Source organism: Micrococcus luteus (assembly GCF_014138885.1).
GTDB lineage: Bacteria > Actinomycetota > Actinomycetes > Actinomycetales > Micrococcaceae > Micrococcus > Micrococcus luteus.
Genome location: NZ_JACJIK010000001.1, coordinates 1573989 through 1591129, shown reverse-complemented (window position 1 = coordinate 1591129; position 17141 = coordinate 1573989). Strand labels below are relative to the sequence as shown.

Sequence of the window (17141 nt, the reverse complement as noted above, 5' to 3'; positions counted from 1 at the left end):
CTCAATCTTGTCTCCTCGCGATGAAGTGATGGCCCAGATCGTACGCTGAAGACGAAGAACTGCGGCATGCCGAGCCATAGACTGGAGCCATGGTCGGCCCGTCTCTGTTCTCCCGTCTGGCGTCGACGCTCCTGCACCCGCTCGCCCCGCAGGACGTCCTCAGCCTGCTCGACCCCGTGCACTCCTCGCGGCAGCTGCGCGGCGTGGTCACCTCCGTGACGCGCGAGACGCCCGGCACCGCCACCATCGCCTTCCGCCCGGGCCCGGGCTGGCGGGCCCACGACGCCGGCCAGTGGGCCCGCATCGGGGTGGACGTGGACGGCGTGCGCCAGTGGCGCTCCTACTCGCTCTCCGCTCCCGCGGGCGCCGACCCCGAGATCACGGTGTCCGACATCGGCCTCGTCTCCGGCACGCTCGTGCGCCACACGAAGCCCGGCGACGTCCTCTTCCTCGACATCCCCGAGGGCGACTTCACCCTGCCGGACGAGCCGCGCCCACTGCTCATGCTCACCGCCGGCTCGGGCCTGACCCCGGTGATGTCCATGATCCGCACGCTCGTGCCGACGCGCCGGGATGCCGACGTCGTGCTCATCCACTCCTCCCGCACCCCCGAGGACGCCCTGTTCCGCGAGGAGCTGGCCGAGCTGGCCGACCAGTTCCCGGGCCTGCGCGTGGTGCACCACCACACCGCGGAGACGGGCCGCCTCGACCTCTCCTCCCCCGCACAGCTCGAGGGCCTCTGCCCGGACTGGCGCGAGCGCGCCGGCTACGCGTGCGGGCCGGCCGGGTTCCTCGACGACGCCGAGGCCCTGTGGCGGCGCGAGGCGGCCGCGGACCTCACCATCGAGCGGTTCCAGGCCGACTTCGCCCCGGGCGTGGCGGGGGCCGGCGGCCGCGTGGTGTTCGAGCACGCCGACGTGGAGGTGGACGCTCCCGGCGACGTGCCGCTGCTCGTGGTGGCCGAGGAGGCCGGCGTCGCCGCGCCCGCCGGCTGCCGCATGGGCATCTGCCACGCGTGCCTCACGCCGCTGCGCTCGGGCCGGGTCACGGACCTGCGGACCGGGCAGGTCCACGGCGAGCTCGGCGAGCTGGTCCAGACCTGCGTGAGCGCCGCCGCCGGCCCGCTGAGCCTCAGCCTGTGAACCTGACGCCCGGCCCGCGACCCGGGCCTCCCCGACCATCCCCGCCTCCCGCCCCCAGGAGCATCACATGACCCAGACCCCCACCGCCCCCGACCGCACCGGCGCCACCGCCCCGGACGATCTGGCCCTGGCCATCCCCGGCACCACCGTGCGCGGCCGCGCCGCCCGGGTCCTGCCGCAGGACCGCCCCGACACCACGAGCTGGGCTCCCCGCACCGCCGAGTCCCGTGCCGCCGCCACGACGCCGGGGCTGCCGGGCGTCGTCGGGAGCCCGGCGGTGCGCCCGCCCGGCGCCGCCCACCTGACGGACGCGCAGGTGGCCGAGCTGGGCCGGGAGCTGGACGCGATCCGCGACGACGTGCTCGCCCGCCGCGGCGCCTCCGACGCGGCCTACATCCGCCGCGTCATCCGCTGGCAGCGCCGGCTCGAGCTCGGCGGCCGCGCCCTCCTGCTCAACGCACGCCACCCCGCCGCGTTCGTGGCGGGAACAGCCATGCTCACGGTCGCGAAGATCGTGGAGAACATGGAGATCGGGCACAACGTGCTCCACGGCCAGTGGGACTGGATGCGCGACCCGGACATCCACTCCACCACGTGGGAGTGGGACTTCGTGACGCCGTCGCGGGCGTGGCAGAACACCCACAACGACCTGCACCACCGCTGGACCAACGTGGTGGGCAAGGACCGCGACGTGGGCTACAACGTCCTGCGCATGGACGAGTCCGAGCCGTGGCGGCCCCGCCACCTGCTCAACCCCGTGATCAATGCGGGGCTGGCGCCGATCTTCGAGTGGGGCATCGCGCTCTACGACCTCGAGCTGGACCGCGTGCAGAGCGGCGAGAAGTCCCGCGAGGAACTGATGACGGATCTGCGCTCCGTGGGCGTCAAGGCCGCACGGCAGTTCGCGAAGGACTACGTGGCCACGCCGGCCGTCGCCGAGGTGCTGACCGGCTCGGGCAAGGCCGCGCTCGTGGGCACGCTGCTCGCCAACGGCCTGCGCAACATCTGGGCGCACGCGGTCATCTTCTGCGGGCACTTCCCGGAGGGTGCGGAGACGTTCTCCGAGGAGATGGTGGACGGCGAGACCCGCGGCGACTGGTACGTGCGGCAGATGATCGGCTCCGCGAACATCTCCGGTTCGAAGCTGATGCACTTCATGACCGGCAACCTCTCCCACCAGGTGGAGCACCACCTGTTCCCGGACCTGCCGTCCAGCCGGTACGCCGAGGTGGCGCCCAGGGTCCGGGAGATCTGCGCCCGCTACGGCCTGCCCTACACGACCGGCCCGCTGCTGCGGCAGGTGGGCTCCGCGTGGAAGAAGGTGTTCCGGCTGGCGCTGCCGTGAGGCGGGAGGGGCGGGCGCCCCTCCCACCGCCGCCCTCGGCTCAGCCCTTCACGCCGCCGGCCGTGAGGCCGGAGACGATGTACCGCTGCAGGAACAGGAACAGCGCCATCACGGGCAGGGCTGCCAGCACGGCGCCGGCCGCGAACACACCCCAGTTCTCGGAGCGGGTCTCCGAGACGTAGCCGTAGAGGCCCACCGCGAGCGTCTGCGCGGACGGGTCCGTGAGCACCACGGAGGCGATCACGAACTCCGAGACCGTGGTGATGAAGGACAGCAGGGCCACCACCGCGAGGATGGGGGTCACCAGGCGCAGGATGATCGAGAAGAAGATCCGCGCGTGCGAGGCGCCGTCGAGCTTGGCAGCCTCGTCCAGCGACGGCGGGATGGTGTTGAAGAACCCGTACATCAGGTACGTGTTCACCCCGAGCGCGCCGCCCAGGTACACGAGGATGAGGCCGAGCTGCGAGCCGATGCCCAGGACGGGCACCAGGTTGCCGATGTAGGTCAGCAGCAGGAAGATCGCCACCACCGCGAGCAGCTGCGGGAACATCTGCACCAGCAGCAGCGTCAGCAGCCCCACGCGGCGGCCCGTGAACCGCATCCGGGAGAACGCGTAGGCGGCCAGGGCGCCGAGGAACACCGTCATCACGGACGTGATGACGCCGATCACCATCGTGTTGAGGAACCAGCGGCCGAAGGGCCGGTTCGGGTCGCTGAACAGGTCCACGTAGTTCTGCCCGCTGAACGAGGAGAACAGCCGGTTCGAGCTCGCCATCGTGCCGGTCGGGTCGAGCGACGCGGACAGCACGTACAGCAGCGGGAACAGTGCGAACGCGCTGGCCAGCACGCCCACCGCGTGACGCCAGCCCAGCTCCCGCATCCAGCGGCCGAACGAGCGGCGGCGTCGTGGCGGGGCCGGGTCCTCCTCCCAGCGCAGCGGGTCCGTCTCCTGCTGCGCCAGGGCGGCGGCGAGGGGCGAGGTCGGGGCGTCCGGCCGGGGCCGTCCGGAATCCTGGGGGATGCTCACTTGTCGATCTCCTCGAGCGCCTTGGTCTGCCGGAAGCTGATCGCCGAGATGGTCGCCACGATCAGGAAGATCACGATGGACAGGGCGGAGGCCAGGCCGTAGTCGCGCCCCACCCCGCTGAACGCCGTCTTGTAGACGACCGTGATCAGCAGGTCTGTGGCGCCGATGTTCGAGCCCGCGTCGGGGAACCGCGGTCCGCCGCCGGTCAGCATGTAGATGATGTTGAAGTTGTTGAAGTTGAACGCGAACGAGGAGATCAGCAGCGGCGCCACCGAGACCAGCAGCAGGGGCAGCTTGATGGAGCGGAAGATGCGCCACGGGCCGGCGCCGTCCATGCGGGCGGCCTCGTCCACGTCCTCGGGCAGGGACTGCAGGGCGCCCGTGGTCACCAGGAACATGTAGGGGAAGCCCAGCCACAGGTTCACCACGAGCACCGACAGCCGGGCCAGCCACGGGTCGGTGAGCCACGGGATGTCCGCGCCGCCGAAGAACACGGTGTTGACGAAGCCGAACTCCGGGTTGAGCAGGCCGGCCCACACGAGGCCGGACAGGAACGCCGGGAACGCGTACGGCAGGATCATCATCACCCGGTAGACCTTCTTGCCGCGCATGTCCGAACGGTTGAAGGCGATCGCCAGCAGCAGCCCGACGGCGAACGTCGTGGCCACGCTCAGGAACGCGAAGGCGAAGGTCCACACGGTGACCCGCAGGAGCGGGTCGCGCAGCTCGGGGTCGGTGAACGCGCGCGTGAAGTTGTCCAGGCCGACGAACACCCGCCAGCCGGTCTGCAGCGTGCTGCCGTCGTCCGCCTGGAACTGGCCCTCGCCGTTGTCCCGGTACTCCACGCCGCTCTCGAGGTCCGTGAAGGTGTCCCGGGCCTCGTCGTACTCCAGACGCGGCGCGTACACGTACCCGCGGGAGCCGTCGCGCGTCTCCAGGGTGCCGTCCGCGGCGTCGTCGCTCAGCGGGACCTTCAGGCGGGCGACCTGGTCCTGACGCTGCAGCAGGTCGCCGAACCGCAGGGTGGTGTACCCCTCCACCCCCACCGGCTCCCCGTCCTGCATCTGGGCCTCGACCGGCTCCAGCGCCTGGTCCGCGCCGCCGAGGACGGGCTCCCCGTCCCGCAGGGTCAGCAGGTAGAGGTCGCCGCCCTCCTCCAGCACCGTGATGTCGTACACCGGGGAGTCCGGCACGCGGATGGAGGAGGAGCGCTGGATGATCTCGATCGCCGCGGCCTTGTCCGAGTTGTGCCCGGCGCCGTAGTTCGTGAAGGCGACGTAGGAGGAGTAGACCACCACGAACACCTGGAACAGCATCAGGAAGAACAGGCCGGGGGCGAGGTACTTGGCCGGCAGGCCGCCGCGGCGCAGGTAGATCCAGTTGATGCCGATCGTGACCGCCAGGGTCAGCGCGAACACCACCCAGTCCCCCGCGGCCGCGAGCTGGAACAGCAGGAACGCCGCGAAGGCGTCCACGAGGCCCAGCAGGACGATCTTGGCCAGCGTGCCGCCGAGGCCCTCGGTACCCCGGGCGTCCGCACGACGACGGCGGCCCGGGCCGGTGCGGCGCGCGGCGTCGTCGAGGGCGGCGGTGGCGGCGTCGGACCGGTCCGACGCGGTGGAAGACGGGCTCATGGTTCCTCATCCGGCCCGAGGGCCTGCCGTGGAAGGGGGGGATGCGCGCCCCGAGGGCGCAGGGCCACGGTCCGCCTCCGGCGTCCCCGCGGGGACGCCGGAGGTGGACCGCGCCGGATCACTGGCCGATGCGGCCCTCGATGTCGGAGATCATCTTCTGCCAGGTCTGGACCGGGTCGCCCTCGCCCTTGATGATGCTCATCTCGGCGCCGCCCCAGAACTCGAACACCGCGCCCATCTCGGGGGCCGCCGGCATGGGGACGCCGTTCTCGCCGATCTCGCCGAACGCCTTCACGGTCTCGTCCGAGGCCGCCTTGTCGAAGGAGGCGGTCAGCGCCGGGGGACGCTTGCCCTCGGCGAAGAGCGCGTCCTGGGCCGCCTCGGTGGAGAGGTAGTTGACCACGAACTCATTCGCGGCCAGCTGGTTCTCGGACTCTGAGGAGACGAAGAAGGCGTTGACGCCCACGAACGGCTGCGCCGGCTGGTCGCCCATGGACGGGATGGCCTCGACCTCGAAGTCGACGCCGGCCGCCTCGGCCTCCTCGATGTTCCACGGGCCGGTGATGAAGTAGGCCGCGTTGCCGGAGTTGAACTGCTCCTTGGCGATGTCCGCGGTCATGTTCGGGTTCAGCACCCCGGACTCGCCGTACTCGGCCAGCTTCTCGGCGAAGGCCTCACCCTCGGGCCCGCCCATGGCCAGCGAGCCGGTGTCGTACGAGCCGTCCTCGGCCTGCTTGAACACGGGGGCGCCCATGGAGGTCTGGAACGGGTACAAGTGGTACGGGTCGCCGTTGACGGCGTCCAGGCCCACCACGAACGGGTACTCGGCCTCGCCGGCGTCGACGGCCTTCCGGCCCTCCGCGATCATCTCGTCGAAGGAGGCCGGGGTGGACTCGGCCAGCTCGGTGTTGCGCAGGATGGCGATGTTCTCCACGGAGTACGGCACGCCCCAGGTCTGACCCTCATAGGTGACGGCCTGCACGGAGGACTCCACGAAGTCGCCGGCTCTCTCGCCCAGCTCAAGGGGCTCGATGGTGCCGTTCTGCACGAGCGAGCCGATCCAGTCGTGGGCGCCGACGATCACGTCCGGGCCCTCGCCCGTGGGGTTCTGGGTGATGAAGTCGTCCTTCATCGTGGAGTTGTCCTTGACCACGAGCTCCACCGTGATCCCGGTGTCCTCCTTGAAGTCCTCCGCCACGGCCTGCAGCGGCTCCTGGCGGTTCTGGTCCACCCACATGGTGATGGTGCTGGCGCCGGCCTCGGAGAGGTCCTGGCTCGGGGACGCGGTGGCCGTGCCCTGCTCGGTGGCGCCGGCCGGGGAGGAGGACGCCGGGGCGGAGGAGCCGCCGCCGCACGCGGTGAGCGCGAGGGCGGAGAACGCCGCGGTGAGGGTCAGGCTGAGCGGGCGGCGGAAGAGGCCGCCGGTCGTCGTCGACTGCATGATGTGCCTTTCACGAGGGGTGGCCCGCGGCATGCGCCGGCCGTTGCGTCGCCGACGTGGGCCCCGCGGTGAGACGGCGCCTGCCCCCGGCGGCTGAAGGAGTCAGTCCCCAGGAGTGTAAACGCTTCCACTGTGATATGCCACACAGAGGTGCGCTCCCGCATGAACACGGGCATGCGGGAGTGGGGGCGGAGGTCAAGACCGGCTGAAACCGGAATGGAAGCGCTTCCACCACCGCGCCTGCCGTGCCGTACTCTGGTGCCACGCATCGACCCCCGGCCCGCCGCCGTCGTGCACCCGCCCCGCCGCAGAACCCCATGAACCGGGAGGAGGACCGCCGATGGTCGGCATCAAGGACGTCGCCCGCATGGCCGGGGTCTCCACCGCCACCGCCTCCCGCGCCCTCACCGGCTCCGGCCCCGTGGCGGCCGCCACGCGCACCCGAGTCCAGGAGGCCGTCGCCACGCTCGGCTACGTGGCGGACTCCGCCGCTTCTTCGCTCGCCTCGGGCCGCACCCGCAACATCGGGCTGGTGACCCCCTCCGTCCACCGGTGGTTCTTCGCCGCCGTGCTCGAGGGCGCCGCGGACGAGCTCGTGCGGCACGGGTACGACCTGACGCTCTACGACGTCGGCCAGGACCCGGAGCGTCGATCCACGGTCATCTCCGACCTGCTGCCCCGACGGCGGCTGGACGCCCTGATCACCCTCTCGTTCCGGCTGAGCGTGTTCGAGTTCGCCGGACTCGAACGCCTCGGCCTGCCCGTGATCGCCGTCGGCGGCCGCCTGCCGGCGGGTGAGACCCTGCCGGACTGGTTCACCGCCGTCCAGGTGGACGACGCCCGCGCCGCACGGATGGCCACCGAGCACCTGCTGGAGCTCGGACACCGGGACATCGCCTACGTGGGCCGCGTAGACGAGGACATCGAGTTCCAGGTCAGCACCGAGCGCACCCGCGGGTTCCTGCACGCCCTCGCCGCCATCGGGGTGCGCACGCCGGCCGACTGGATGGTGCCCGCGGACTTCACCATCGGCGGCACCTACCACCAGGCGCGCGCCCTTCTCGCCGACCCGCGGCGCCGGCCGACGGCGGTCATGTGCATCTCGGACGAGATGGCCATGGGCACCTGGATGGCAGCCCACTCCCTGGGGCTGCGCGTGCCCGAGGACGTGTCCGTGATGGGCCTGGACGGCCACCCCGAGGCCGCCCGCCTGGGCATCAGCACCGTGGACCAGAACCCGCTCGAGCAGGGCCGCCGCGCCGTCCGCCTGGCGCTCGGCGCCCTCGACGGCGCCGCCCACCCCCACCGGATCATGCACCACCTGGCCCTGCGGCCGAGAGCGAGCACCGCGCCGCCGTAGACCGTCAGCCCCGACCCTCACCCACCCCTCTCCTTCACCTTGGATCGTCGGGCACGTACCTGCCCGTGAAAGGAACCCCACCATGGCCTCCGTGACCTTCCGCTCCGCCAGCCGCCAGTACCCCGGCTCCCCCCGCCCCGCCGTCGACTCCCTCGACCTGGAGATCGCCGACGGCGAGTTCCTCGTGCTCGTGGGCCCCTCCGGCTGCGGCAAGTCCACCTCCCTGCGCATGCTCGCCGGCCTCGAGGAGCTCTCCCACGGCAGCATCCTGATCGGCGACCGGGACGTCACCGACGTGGACCCCAAGGACCGGGACATCGCGATGGTGTTCCAGAACTACGCCCTGTACCCGCACATGACCGTGGCGGACAACATGGGCTTCGCCCTGAAGATCGCCGGCGTCCCCGCGGACGAGCGGCGCCGCCGCGTCGAGGACGCCGCAAAGCTGCTGGACCTGACCGAGTACCTGGACCGCAAGCCGAAGGCCCTCTCCGGGGGCCAGCGTCAGCGCGTGGCCATGGGCCGGGCGATCGTGCGCGACCCGCAGGTGTTCCTCATGGACGAGCCGCTCTCCAACCTGGACGCAAAGCTGCGCGTGCAGACCCGCGCCCAGATCGCCAACCTGACCCGTCGCCTGGGCACCACCACCGTGTACGTGACCCATGACCAGACCGAGGCCATGACCATGGGCGACCGGGTGGCGGTCCTCAAGGAGGGCCGCCTCCAGCAGGTGGACACGCCGCGCAACCTCTACGAGCGCCCGATGAACGTGTTCGTCGCCGGGTTCATCGGCTCCCCCGCCATGAACATCTTCCGCATGCCCGCCACGCACGAGGGCGTGCACTGGGGCGAGACGGTCATCCCCGTGCCGCGGGAGGATCTGGCCGACGCCGGCACGACGGTGGACCTCGGCGTGCGCCCCGAGAACCTGGTGATCAGCGACGACGCCGCCGGCCTGCCCGTGGAGGTGGACACCGTGGAGGAGCTCGGCGCGGACGCGTACGTGTACGGTCACGCGACGATCGGCGGCGAGGAGCGGCTCATCACCCTGCGGACGGTGGGCTACACGGCGCCGGAGAAGGGGTCCGTGGTGCACGTGGTCCCGGACCCGGAGCGCGTGCACCTGTTCCACGCCGACACCGGCGAGCGACTCAACCGCTGACGGCGGCGCGGGGCGGCGTGACGGCGGCGGGCGTCGCCTGCCCTCAGTCCTGACGCTCGGCGAGGTCCGCGAGCCGGTCGATCGACGCGCGGAGCTGCTCTTCTCCGGTCCGCAGCGCCTTCTGGATGCGCTTCGGGTCGGTCAGGGCGGTCCAGTCGTAGGTGTGGGTGACGCGGCAGCCGCCCTCGTCGTCGCCCTCGACCTCCCACCGCCACAGCTGGCCGAACGGCTCCCCGCCGACCTCGGAGGGCTTCCAGGCGATGCGGCGGCCCTCCTCGAACTCGACCACGTGGTTCGCGCGGTCCACGCCCTTCTGCAGGGTCATCACGAACACGTCCCCGACGGCGGTCACCCGCTGCCCGGGGGCGGCCTCGGCCAGGTTGTCGTTGCCGTCCCACTCGGGCTGGCGGGAGGGGTCCGCGATCAGCTCGAAGACGACGCCGGCCGGGGCGTCGACGTGGTGGGTCGCGGACACGACGCGGTCCTCGGGGGCGGGCAGGGCGGTCTCGTCGATGTGCTCCATGGGGAGAACGTAGACCCCGATGCGCACCCGCCGAGAGGGTCGGCGGGGCTCGCTCGGGGAGCGGCCCCCGATCTCAGATCAGGCCCAGCGCGGTGAGCTTGGCCGCGGTCTCCTCGTTGGTCGGCTCCACCTGGTGGTCGCCGTCGGGGAACACGACCACGGGGATGTCCTTCTGGCGCCGGGTGCGCAGGCAGTCGCGGCACCAGTCGGCGCCGTCGACGGTGAGGACGTTCTGACTCATCCGTCCAGCGTACTGAGGGGTGGGATGCTGGGGGGCATGCCCGCCCAGCCCTCCCCCTCCGGCCGCACCGTCCACCTGTCCACGTCGGGCGTGGACGCCCGCATCGCCCCCGACGAGTTCGGCGGGTTCGTCCTGGAGATCGGCGGGGCTGTCCAGTCCCACGTGGACCTGGCCGACCCCGCTCGCATCCGCTACGAGTACCTGCGCCGCATGGCCCACGTGCTCGACGTAGCCTCCCCGACGGGCGCGCCGGTGCGGGTCCTGCACCTCGGCGCGGGCGCGCTGACCCTGCCGCGCTACCTCCAGGCGACCCGACCCGGCTCGGAGCAGACGGTGGTCGACCTGGACCGGGAGCTCGTGTCCTTCGTGCTCGCTGAGCTGCCCCTGCCGGCGGGCACGGACCTCGTCTCCGTGGTCGCGGACGCGCGCCTGGCCGCCGTCGACCTCGCGCTGGACGGGGAGCGGTTCGACGCCGTCGTGCTGGACATCGGCACCGGCGAGGAGGGCGCCGAGCACCTGCGCGGCGCCGTGTTCTACGGGGAGCTGCTCGAGCTGCTGACGGCGGGTGGGGTGCTGCTGGTGAACATCGGCGACGACGCCGGCCTGCACTTCCTGGGCGCCGAGCTGGGCGCCCTCGAGGAGGCGGCCGCCGAGGCCGGGGTGCCCGGCCCGTGGACGCTCGCGGACCAGGGGATGCTGGAGCGCCTGGACTGGGGCAACGTCGTGCTGGCCGCGGGGGCGCCGCTGGGAGAGGCCGGCTGCACGGAGCGCCTCGCCGCGGCGGGGCCGCATCCGGCGGCCGTGCTGGACCCGGCGGAATCGGCCGCGCTGGCCGCCCGCATCCGTCGCGCCTGAGGGCGGGCGCGGCGCTCAGGGCCGGGGGTCCTCCGCACCGGGGCCCGTCTGCGGCCGGGGCCACGGGTGGCCCCGGCGCTCCTCCGCCCCCTCGTTGAAACGCCGCAGGAGCCTGCTGAACTCGACGACGTCTTCGGCGGGCCAGGAGGCGACGATCTGCGCCACGTTGTCCGCGCGGGAGCTCAGCTCCGCGGCGAGGCGGGCGCGCCCCTCCTCCGTGGGGCGGTGCAGCCGGGCGGAGCCGCCGTCGGGGTCCGCCACCCGCTCGACGAGGCCGGCCTTCATGGCGGCGGCCACCTGCCGGTGGACGGTGGAGACGTCGAGGTCGAAGGCCTCGGCCAGCTCGCCGACGCTCATGGCCCCGCCTGCGTCCAGGCGGGCGAGCAGCACGGTGGCGCTGCGCTCCAGCGCACTCGACCGGCCGTAGGGTGCCACCCCCTGCGTGGCCACCCGCAGCAGGAGCATGTGCTCGTACATGATCCCTTCGACCGGGTCGGGCCACGCCCCCTCAGATGATTGCATCATGCAAACGATGCTACCTTTTGCATCATGCAAATCGCCGAGCAGGAACGCATCGCCTCCCCCACCTTCGTCCTCGCCTGGGTGGTCTCCTTCCTCCAGTTCCTCGCGTTCTACGCCCTCGTCACCACCATGGCTGTGTACGCGGTCCGGCAGTTCGCCGCCTCGGACGCCGGGGCGGGGCTGGCCTCGAGCGCCTTCGTCATCGGCGCCACCCTCAGCCGCGTGGTCACCGGCCACGTGGTGGACCGCTTCGGCAAGCGCCGCGTCCTGGTGGTGGCCCTGGTCGCCGTCGCGCTGTCCTGCACGCTCTACCTCGTCGCCTCCTCGCTGCCGGCCCTGGTGGCGGTGCGCATGCTCCACGGCGCCAGCTACGCCTTCGCCAGCACCGCCGTCATGGCCCTGGCCCAGGCGGCCATCCCCGACGGGCGACGCGCGGAGGCCACCGGCCACCTCGCGCTGGGCACCACCCTGGCCACCGCGATCGGCCCCGCCCTGGGACTCTTCCTCGCCGGCTCCATCGGCTACGCGTGGCTGTTCCGGGCGACTCTGGGGATCACGGTGGTCAGCCTCGTGCTGGGCCTGCTGGTGCGCGAGGCGCCCGCCGCGGCGGACGTCGACGGCGAGCGCGCCGCCGGCGAGGTCCCCCTGGAGCACCCCGCCCCCGCGGTGGGCTTCCGCCTGCGCTCCGTGCTGCACCCGGCGGTGCTGCCGATCAGCGGCTTCATGCTGCTGGTGGGCCTGAGCTACGCCGGGATCCTCACCTACCTGAACGCCTACTCGGTGGAGCGCGGGCTCACGGCCGGCGCCGGCCTCTTCTTCCTGGCCTACGCCGCGGCGATGCTCGTCATGCGCCTCACCCTGGGCACCCTGCAGGACCGCCGGGGGGACGACGCCGTCGTCTACCCCGCGCTCCTCTGCTTCACGGCCGCGCTCCTGGTGCTGGCCTTCGCCACGCGCGACTGGCAGGTGGTGCTGGCCGGGGCGCTGAGCGGCCTCGGCTACGGCACGCTCATGCCCGCGGCCCAGGCGATCGCCGTGAACGCGGTGCCCTCCCACCAGCTCGGCGCCGGCATCTCCACCCTCATGCTCTTCGCGGACGTGGGGCTGGGCCTGGGCCCCGTGCTCCTCGGCGGGCTCGTGGCCTCCGCCGGCTACGGCGCCATGTACGCGGCCCTGGCGGGCGTGCTGGTGATCGCCGCCGGGTACTACTTCGTGATGCACGGACGCCGGCACGGGCGGCGGGGGACCGTGGCCCGCGCCTGAGTCCCGCGCGGTGACGGCGGCCTGCCGCCGCGGGCGACGCTACCGGCGCCGCGCCGGCCAGGACGCGAGCATGACGGCGGCGAGGGCGCCCAGGGTGCCCAGCACCGTCGTCGTGGTGACCGTGGATCCGTCGGTGGGGGCCACCAGGTCCACCACGAGGGAGCCCAGGAGGTTGCCCGAGACCAGGCCGAGGGTGGCGGCGAAGACGCCCAGGCGCGGGACGACCATGGCGCCCACCCCGATGAACACGCACCCCAGCGGGCCGCCGAGGTAGAGCCGCCAGTCGTGCGGCAGCGCGGGCATGCCGTGGCCGGAGGCCAGGGCGATCCCGCCCCACACGACCCCGAGGAAGAGGACGCCGGCAGTGAAGTTGACCAGGGTCGCCGGGATGGCGGTGCCGTAGGCCGTGGTCTGACGGGCGTTGAACACCTGCTGCCCGGCGGTGGCCAGACCGGTCAGCAGGGGCAGCAGGGCCAGCAGCGCCCAGCCGGGCCCGCCGCCGGCCTCGCCGAGCGAGGGCCACACCACGAGGGCGACCGCGGCCAGGGCGAGCGCCGCCCCCGTGAGGCGCCGCGGCGTCAGGCGCTGCACCCCGGCGGGGCTGAGCCCGAACCGGTCCACGACCATTCCGCCGACCACCTGCCCGGTGACCACGGCGACCGTGAACACGGCCACGCCGAGGGGGCCGATCGTCGCGGACTGGGTGAGCACCAGGAGCCCGCCGATCACGCCCGCCACCGCGTACCACGGGCGCACGGACCCCGCGGCCAGGGCCGGGCGGATGCGGGCCAGGCCCCGGCGGCCCCGCGGCGTCAGCACGCTCACGAGCACCATGACGACCAGGCCCGCCGCGAAGGAGCACAGCGCGGCGAGGACGGGGTCGCCCGTCAGGTGGGCGAGGCGGGAGTTGATGCGGCCCTGCAGCGGCATCACGGAGCCGGCGGCCACCGCGAGAGCGAACAGCAGGGCGGTCGCCCGCGGGGAGGGGGCGTCCGGGCGGGCGGCGACGTCGGCCGGGCGGGGGCGGGAGCGTCCGCGCTCTGCGGACGGGGCAGAGGATGCGGGTGGCATCCCCCCGTTCTACACCCCTAGGCGGCCAGGCGCGCCTCGAGCCCGGCGCGCACCGCGGGCCACTCCTCGCGCACCACGCTGAAGTAGTCGACGTCGGCGATCGTGCCGTCCGCCGCCGGACGGAAGCGGCGCAGAGTGCCCTCGAACGTCGCCCCCAGACGGGCGATGGCGGCGTGCGAACGGGCGTTGCGGTGGTCGCAGCGCAGGGCCACCCGCTCCAGCGTCCATTCCTCGAACGCGTGCCCGAACAACAGCAGCTTGCAGCCGGGGTTCACGGAGGTGCCCCACACCCGACGGGCGTAGACCGTGTGCCCCACCTCCACCCGCAGCCCCGGCACCAGGTCATAGAGGCTCGTGCGCCCCACCAGCTCCCCGCCCTGCTCGACGGCGAACGCGAAGGTGCCCTCCCGCTCGATCAGCTCGGCGAGGTGCGCGGACATGGCCGCACCGTCCACCGGCAGAGGCGCGCTGTTCCCCGCCCACATGACCGCGTCGACGAGCTCGCGCAGGGCGGGGCCGTCGGTGGGTGAGAGGGGGCGCAGGGTGAGGTCCCCGCGGGTGAGGACGATCTCGTGCTTCATGCACCCATCCTGTCAGCGGACTCGGGGTGATCTCCCGGCACGACGAGACCGAGCGCCACGGACGAGGGCGTCGCCTCCGGCGCCCGGCCGGCTCAGAGCGTGGCGGAACGGCGGGCGGAGGCCCTCATGGCCGCGACCCGCTGCGCCACAGGGGCCTCCAGAGCGCCCGGCTGCAGGGCCGGGGCGAGATCGGCGGCCACCTCTCGGGCGACCCCCTCGAGGGCGGAGGCGTCCTGGGCGACCCAGGCGCGCAGCGTCAGGTGCTCCCGCATCCACGCCGTGAGCGTCTCCTCGGACTCCGGGGTGAGGGCGAAGCCCACCCCCGCCGCACCCGGGCTGGTGCGCTCCACATCCAGGCCGAGCTCGCCCGCCAGCAGGGCGGCGAACGCCTGGCGCAGCGGTGAGACGCCGGTACGACCGGACTGGAAGGCGGCGCGCACCTCGCGGCGCTGCAGGCTCTCGTCGGCCACGTCGACGGCGAGGACATCACCGGCGGCGGGGGTGAGGCCCAGGGCGGCACGGGCTGACTCCTCGGCCACCACGGCCACGATGCCGGGCACTGCGGGGGCGGCGGTGAGGAACTCGGCGTACCGCATGCCCGGAGTGGCGGCGAGCACAGCGGCGGCCTCGGCGGTCGGGGACGGGGTGTCGACGGCGGTGATGGTCATGGATCCAGGGTGAATCGCGATTCACTGAGACGGGGAGCGATGTCCATATTCTGAGATTTGCAATCACATGGTGAGACCCACGCCGCCCGATGTGCAGTACGCTGGCCCCATGCAGATGCGCGCGCAGCAGTGGTGGACCGCCTGAGGGCGGCCCCGGTCATGCGCATCTGACACGACGAGCCGCTCGCCTGCCGGGCGGCTCGGTCATGAGCGGCTCCGGCGGGCCCCATCCCAGGAGGACCCCCGATGACCCACCGCAACCCCGAGGACAACGCCCTGAGAGGCGCCCCCGAGCCCCGCACCCTCGCCGAGGCCTGCGACCTCGTCACCACCCCGGACCTGGACGTCTCCGCGGACGGCATGTTCGGCCAGTACGGCGGCGCCCACCTGCCCCCGCAGCTGGCCGGCCCCATGGCCGAGGTCGCCCGCGCGTACGCCGAGGCGCGCCAGGACCCCGAGTTCTACGCCGAATACCGACGCCTGCTGCGCGACGCCGTCGGGCGCCCCTCCCCCCTGACCCCGCTGGACCGCCTCTCCGACGAGCTCGGCGGCGCACGGATCGTGCTCAAGCGCGAGGACCTGAACCACACGGGCGCCCACAAGATCAACCACACGATCGGCGAGGCGCTGCTCGCCAAGCGCATGGGCAAGCGCAGCCTGATCGCGGAGACCGGCGCCGGCCAGCACGGCGTGGCCCTGGCGACGGCGGCCGCGATGGTCGGCCTCGACTGCGAGATCCACATGGGCGCGATCGACGTGGCCAAGCAGCACCCCAACGTGGTGCGCATGCGCCTGCTCGGCACGAAGGTCGTCTCGGTGGAGCGCGAGGGCCGCTCCCTGAAGGAGGCCGTGGACTCGGCGTTCGAGGTGTACGCGGCGAACCCGGAGAAGTACCTGTTCGCGATCGGCTCCGTGGTGGGCCCGCACCCGTTCCCCACGATGATCCGCGACTTCCAGTCCGTGGTCGGCCGCGAGGCCCGCGCCCAGTTCCAGGAGCGGTTCGGGGCGCTGCCCAGCGCCGTCGTCGCCGCGGTGGGCGGCGGCTCCAACGCGATGGGCGCGTTCACCGCGTTCCTCGACGACGCCGACGTCGCGCTCGTGGGCGTCGAGCCCGGCGGCCGCTCCGCGACCAAGGGCGAGCACGCGATGACCATGACCCAGGGCCGCGACGGCGTCCTCCACGGCATGGCCACCCTCGTCCTCGCCGACGACGACGGCACCCCGGATCCCGTGCACTCGATCGCCTCGGGCCTGGACTACCCGGGCGTCGGTCCACAGCACGCCCACTTCGCGAGCGTCGGCCGCGTCCGGTACGTGGCCGAGGACGACGCGGCCGTGCTCGACGCGTTCCAGCGGCTCACGCGGCTCGAGGGCGTCATCCCCGCGCTCGAGTCCGCGCACGCCGTGGCGCACGCGATCCGCCTCGCCCCGCAGATGGGCCGGGACGCGCGGATCCTGGTCAACCTCTCCGGCCGCGGAGACAAGGACGTGGACTACGTGGCCGAGAAGCTCGGGCTCACGGGCGAGGCGGACGAGGTCGTGCGGTGAGCTGAGGCGGCGGCCCGGCGTCGCCCCCGGTCAGCGCGTAGCCTGGCTGCCGTGATGACCCTGATGTGGGGCGCGGTCGCCGCGTCCTCCCTGCTCGTGGGCGCCGTCCTGGCGACCCTGCGCCGCTGGCACATGGGCACGATCGGACTCGTGCTCGCCTTCGGCGCCGGCGCCCTGATCGCGTCCGTGTCCTTCGAGCTCGCGGAGGCGGGCGTGCAGGCGGCCGGACCTGCCGCCGTCGGCATCGGGCTGACGCTCGGCGCGGCCGCCTACTTCCTCGGCGACCGTGCGGTGGAGCGCTCCGCCGCGAGGTCCGGCGGCTCGTCCTCGGGCGCGGCGCTGACCGTGGGCGCGCTGCTGGACGGCATCCCGGAGCAGCTCGTGCTGGGCATCGGGCTGGCCGCGGGCGAGGGCGTCTCCCTTGCGCTGCTCGTGGCGATCTTCATGTCCAACCTGCCCGAGTCCATCGCCGCCACGGCCGACTCCCTCGACGGCGGCAAGACGCGGCGCCACCTGCTGGTCCAGTGGTCGCTCGTGGCGGTGGTCTGCGCTCTGGCGACGTGGGGCGGCGGGCTGATCGCCGACGTCGCCTCCCCCACCCTGACCGGCGGCATCCAGGGGTTCGCGGCCGGCGCCCTGCTGGTCATGCTGATCGACACGATGATCCCCGAGGCCCGAGAGAAGGGCGGGGAGAAGGCCGGGCTGCTCACCGTGGTCGGCTTCGCGCTCGGCGCGTTCCTGTCCCTGGTGGTGTGACC

Annotated in this window: 17 protein-coding genes; 8 read left to right on the top strand and 9 right to left on the bottom strand. The window is 73.0% G+C overall.

What is annotated here, in order from left to right:
• Nucleotides 1-89 precede the first annotated feature (89 nt).
• Both HDA34_RS07325 and HDA34_RS07320 read left to right on the top strand, forming a co-directional pair.
• Nucleotides 90-1142 (top strand): ferredoxin reductase, encoded by a 1053-nt coding sequence (locus HDA34_RS07325; protein ID WP_134377326.1) that lies wholly within the window; start codon nucleotides 90-92, stop codon nucleotides 1140-1142.
• A 67-nt stretch (nucleotides 1143-1209) separates the two neighbouring features.
• Nucleotides 1210-2487, top strand: coding sequence for a fatty acid desaturase family protein (locus HDA34_RS07320; protein WP_044659333.1), 1278 nt, complete (start codon nucleotides 1210-1212; stop codon nucleotides 2485-2487).
• A gap of 40 nt (nucleotides 2488-2527) precedes the next feature.
• On the opposite strand, the gene HDA34_RS07315 is transcribed toward HDA34_RS07320, so the two are convergent.
• The 3 genes from HDA34_RS07315 to HDA34_RS07305 form a co-directional block, all read right to left on the bottom strand.
• Nucleotides 2528-3448 (bottom strand): sugar ABC transporter permease, encoded by a 921-nt coding sequence (locus HDA34_RS07315; RefSeq protein WP_041104154.1) that lies wholly within the window; start codon nucleotides 3446-3448, stop codon nucleotides 2528-2530.
• Nucleotides 3449-3510: 62 nt separating this feature from the next.
• Nucleotides 3511-5148, bottom strand: a complete 1638-nt coding sequence (locus HDA34_RS07310; protein ID WP_020624872.1) for an ABC transporter permease subunit — start codon at nucleotides 5146-5148, stop codon at nucleotides 3511-3513.
• A 118-nt stretch (nucleotides 5149-5266) separates the two neighbouring features.
• On the bottom strand, nucleotides 5267-6589 hold the full coding sequence (locus HDA34_RS07305; protein ID WP_044659341.1) for a sugar ABC transporter substrate-binding protein: 1323 nt from the start codon (nucleotides 6587-6589) through the stop codon (nucleotides 5267-5269).
• Nucleotides 6590-6929: 340 nt separating this feature from the next.
• Between HDA34_RS07305 and HDA34_RS07300 the strand changes: the two genes are divergently transcribed.
• Entirely contained in the window at nucleotides 6930-7949 is a 1020-nt protein-coding gene (locus tag HDA34_RS07300) for a LacI family DNA-binding transcriptional regulator (RefSeq protein ID WP_044659342.1), read from the top strand.
• 82 nt (nucleotides 7950-8031) lie between these two features.
• On the top strand, nucleotides 8032-9111 hold the full coding sequence (locus HDA34_RS07295; RefSeq protein ID WP_041104133.1) for an ABC transporter ATP-binding protein: 1080 nt from the start codon (nucleotides 8032-8034) through the stop codon (nucleotides 9109-9111).
• 43 nt (nucleotides 9112-9154) lie between these two features.
• On the opposite strand, the gene HDA34_RS07290 is transcribed toward HDA34_RS07295, so the two are convergent.
• Together HDA34_RS07290 and HDA34_RS07285 are read right to left on the bottom strand one after the other, a co-directional pair.
• Nucleotides 9155-9634 (bottom strand): SRPBCC family protein, encoded by a 480-nt coding sequence (locus tag HDA34_RS07290; protein ID WP_044659343.1) that lies wholly within the window; start codon nucleotides 9632-9634, stop codon nucleotides 9155-9157.
• Between the two features lie 73 nt (nucleotides 9635-9707).
• Nucleotides 9708-9875: a hypothetical protein gene (locus HDA34_RS07285; RefSeq protein WP_160311879.1), complete on the bottom strand. Its 168-nt coding sequence runs from the start codon at nucleotides 9873-9875 to the stop codon at nucleotides 9708-9710.
• Between the two features lie 36 nt (nucleotides 9876-9911).
• Between HDA34_RS07285 and HDA34_RS07280 the strand changes: the two genes are divergently transcribed.
• Nucleotides 9912-10730, top strand: coding sequence for a spermidine synthase (locus HDA34_RS07280; protein ID WP_044659349.1), 819 nt, complete (start codon nucleotides 9912-9914; stop codon nucleotides 10728-10730).
• Between the two features lie 15 nt (nucleotides 10731-10745).
• Here the strand turns inward: HDA34_RS07280 and HDA34_RS07275 are convergent, their stop codons facing one another.
• Nucleotides 10746-11255 (bottom strand): MarR family winged helix-turn-helix transcriptional regulator, encoded by a 510-nt coding sequence (locus tag HDA34_RS07275; protein ID WP_082067597.1) that lies wholly within the window; start codon nucleotides 11253-11255, stop codon nucleotides 10746-10748.
• A 24-nt stretch (nucleotides 11256-11279) separates the two neighbouring features.
• Here HDA34_RS07275 and HDA34_RS07270 point away from each other — a divergent pair, with 24 nt between their 5' ends.
• A complete protein-coding gene (locus HDA34_RS07270; protein ID WP_044659344.1) occupies nucleotides 11280-12515 on the top strand; it encodes an MFS transporter in 1236 nt (411 codons plus the stop codon).
• A 39-nt stretch (nucleotides 12516-12554) separates the two neighbouring features.
• Here the strand turns inward: HDA34_RS07270 and HDA34_RS07265 are convergent, their stop codons facing one another.
• The 3 genes from HDA34_RS07265 to HDA34_RS07255 form a co-directional block, all read right to left on the bottom strand.
• Complete coding sequence (locus tag HDA34_RS07265) at nucleotides 12555-13586, bottom strand: DMT family transporter (protein WP_082067598.1); 1032 nt, start codon at nucleotides 13584-13586, stop codon at nucleotides 12555-12557.
• A gap of 17 nt (nucleotides 13587-13603) precedes the next feature.
• Nucleotides 13604-14167: a GNAT family N-acetyltransferase gene (locus HDA34_RS07260; protein ID WP_044659345.1), complete on the bottom strand. Its 564-nt coding sequence runs from the start codon at nucleotides 14165-14167 to the stop codon at nucleotides 13604-13606.
• 92 nt (nucleotides 14168-14259) lie between these two features.
• Nucleotides 14260-14835: a hypothetical protein gene (locus HDA34_RS07255; protein WP_044659346.1), complete on the bottom strand. Its 576-nt coding sequence runs from the start codon at nucleotides 14833-14835 to the stop codon at nucleotides 14260-14262.
• A gap of 246 nt (nucleotides 14836-15081) precedes the next feature.
• Between HDA34_RS07255 and trpB the strand changes: the two genes are divergently transcribed.
• Nucleotides 15082-16383: a tryptophan synthase subunit beta gene (gene trpB / locus HDA34_RS07250; protein ID WP_196489411.1), complete on the top strand. Its 1302-nt coding sequence runs from the start codon at nucleotides 15082-15084 to the stop codon at nucleotides 16381-16383.
• A gap of 54 nt (nucleotides 16384-16437) precedes the next feature.
• Nucleotides 16438-17139: a ZIP family metal transporter gene (locus HDA34_RS07245; RefSeq protein ID WP_044659347.1), complete on the top strand. Its 702-nt coding sequence runs from the start codon at nucleotides 16438-16440 to the stop codon at nucleotides 17137-17139.
• Nucleotides 17140-17141 lie beyond the last annotated feature (2 nt).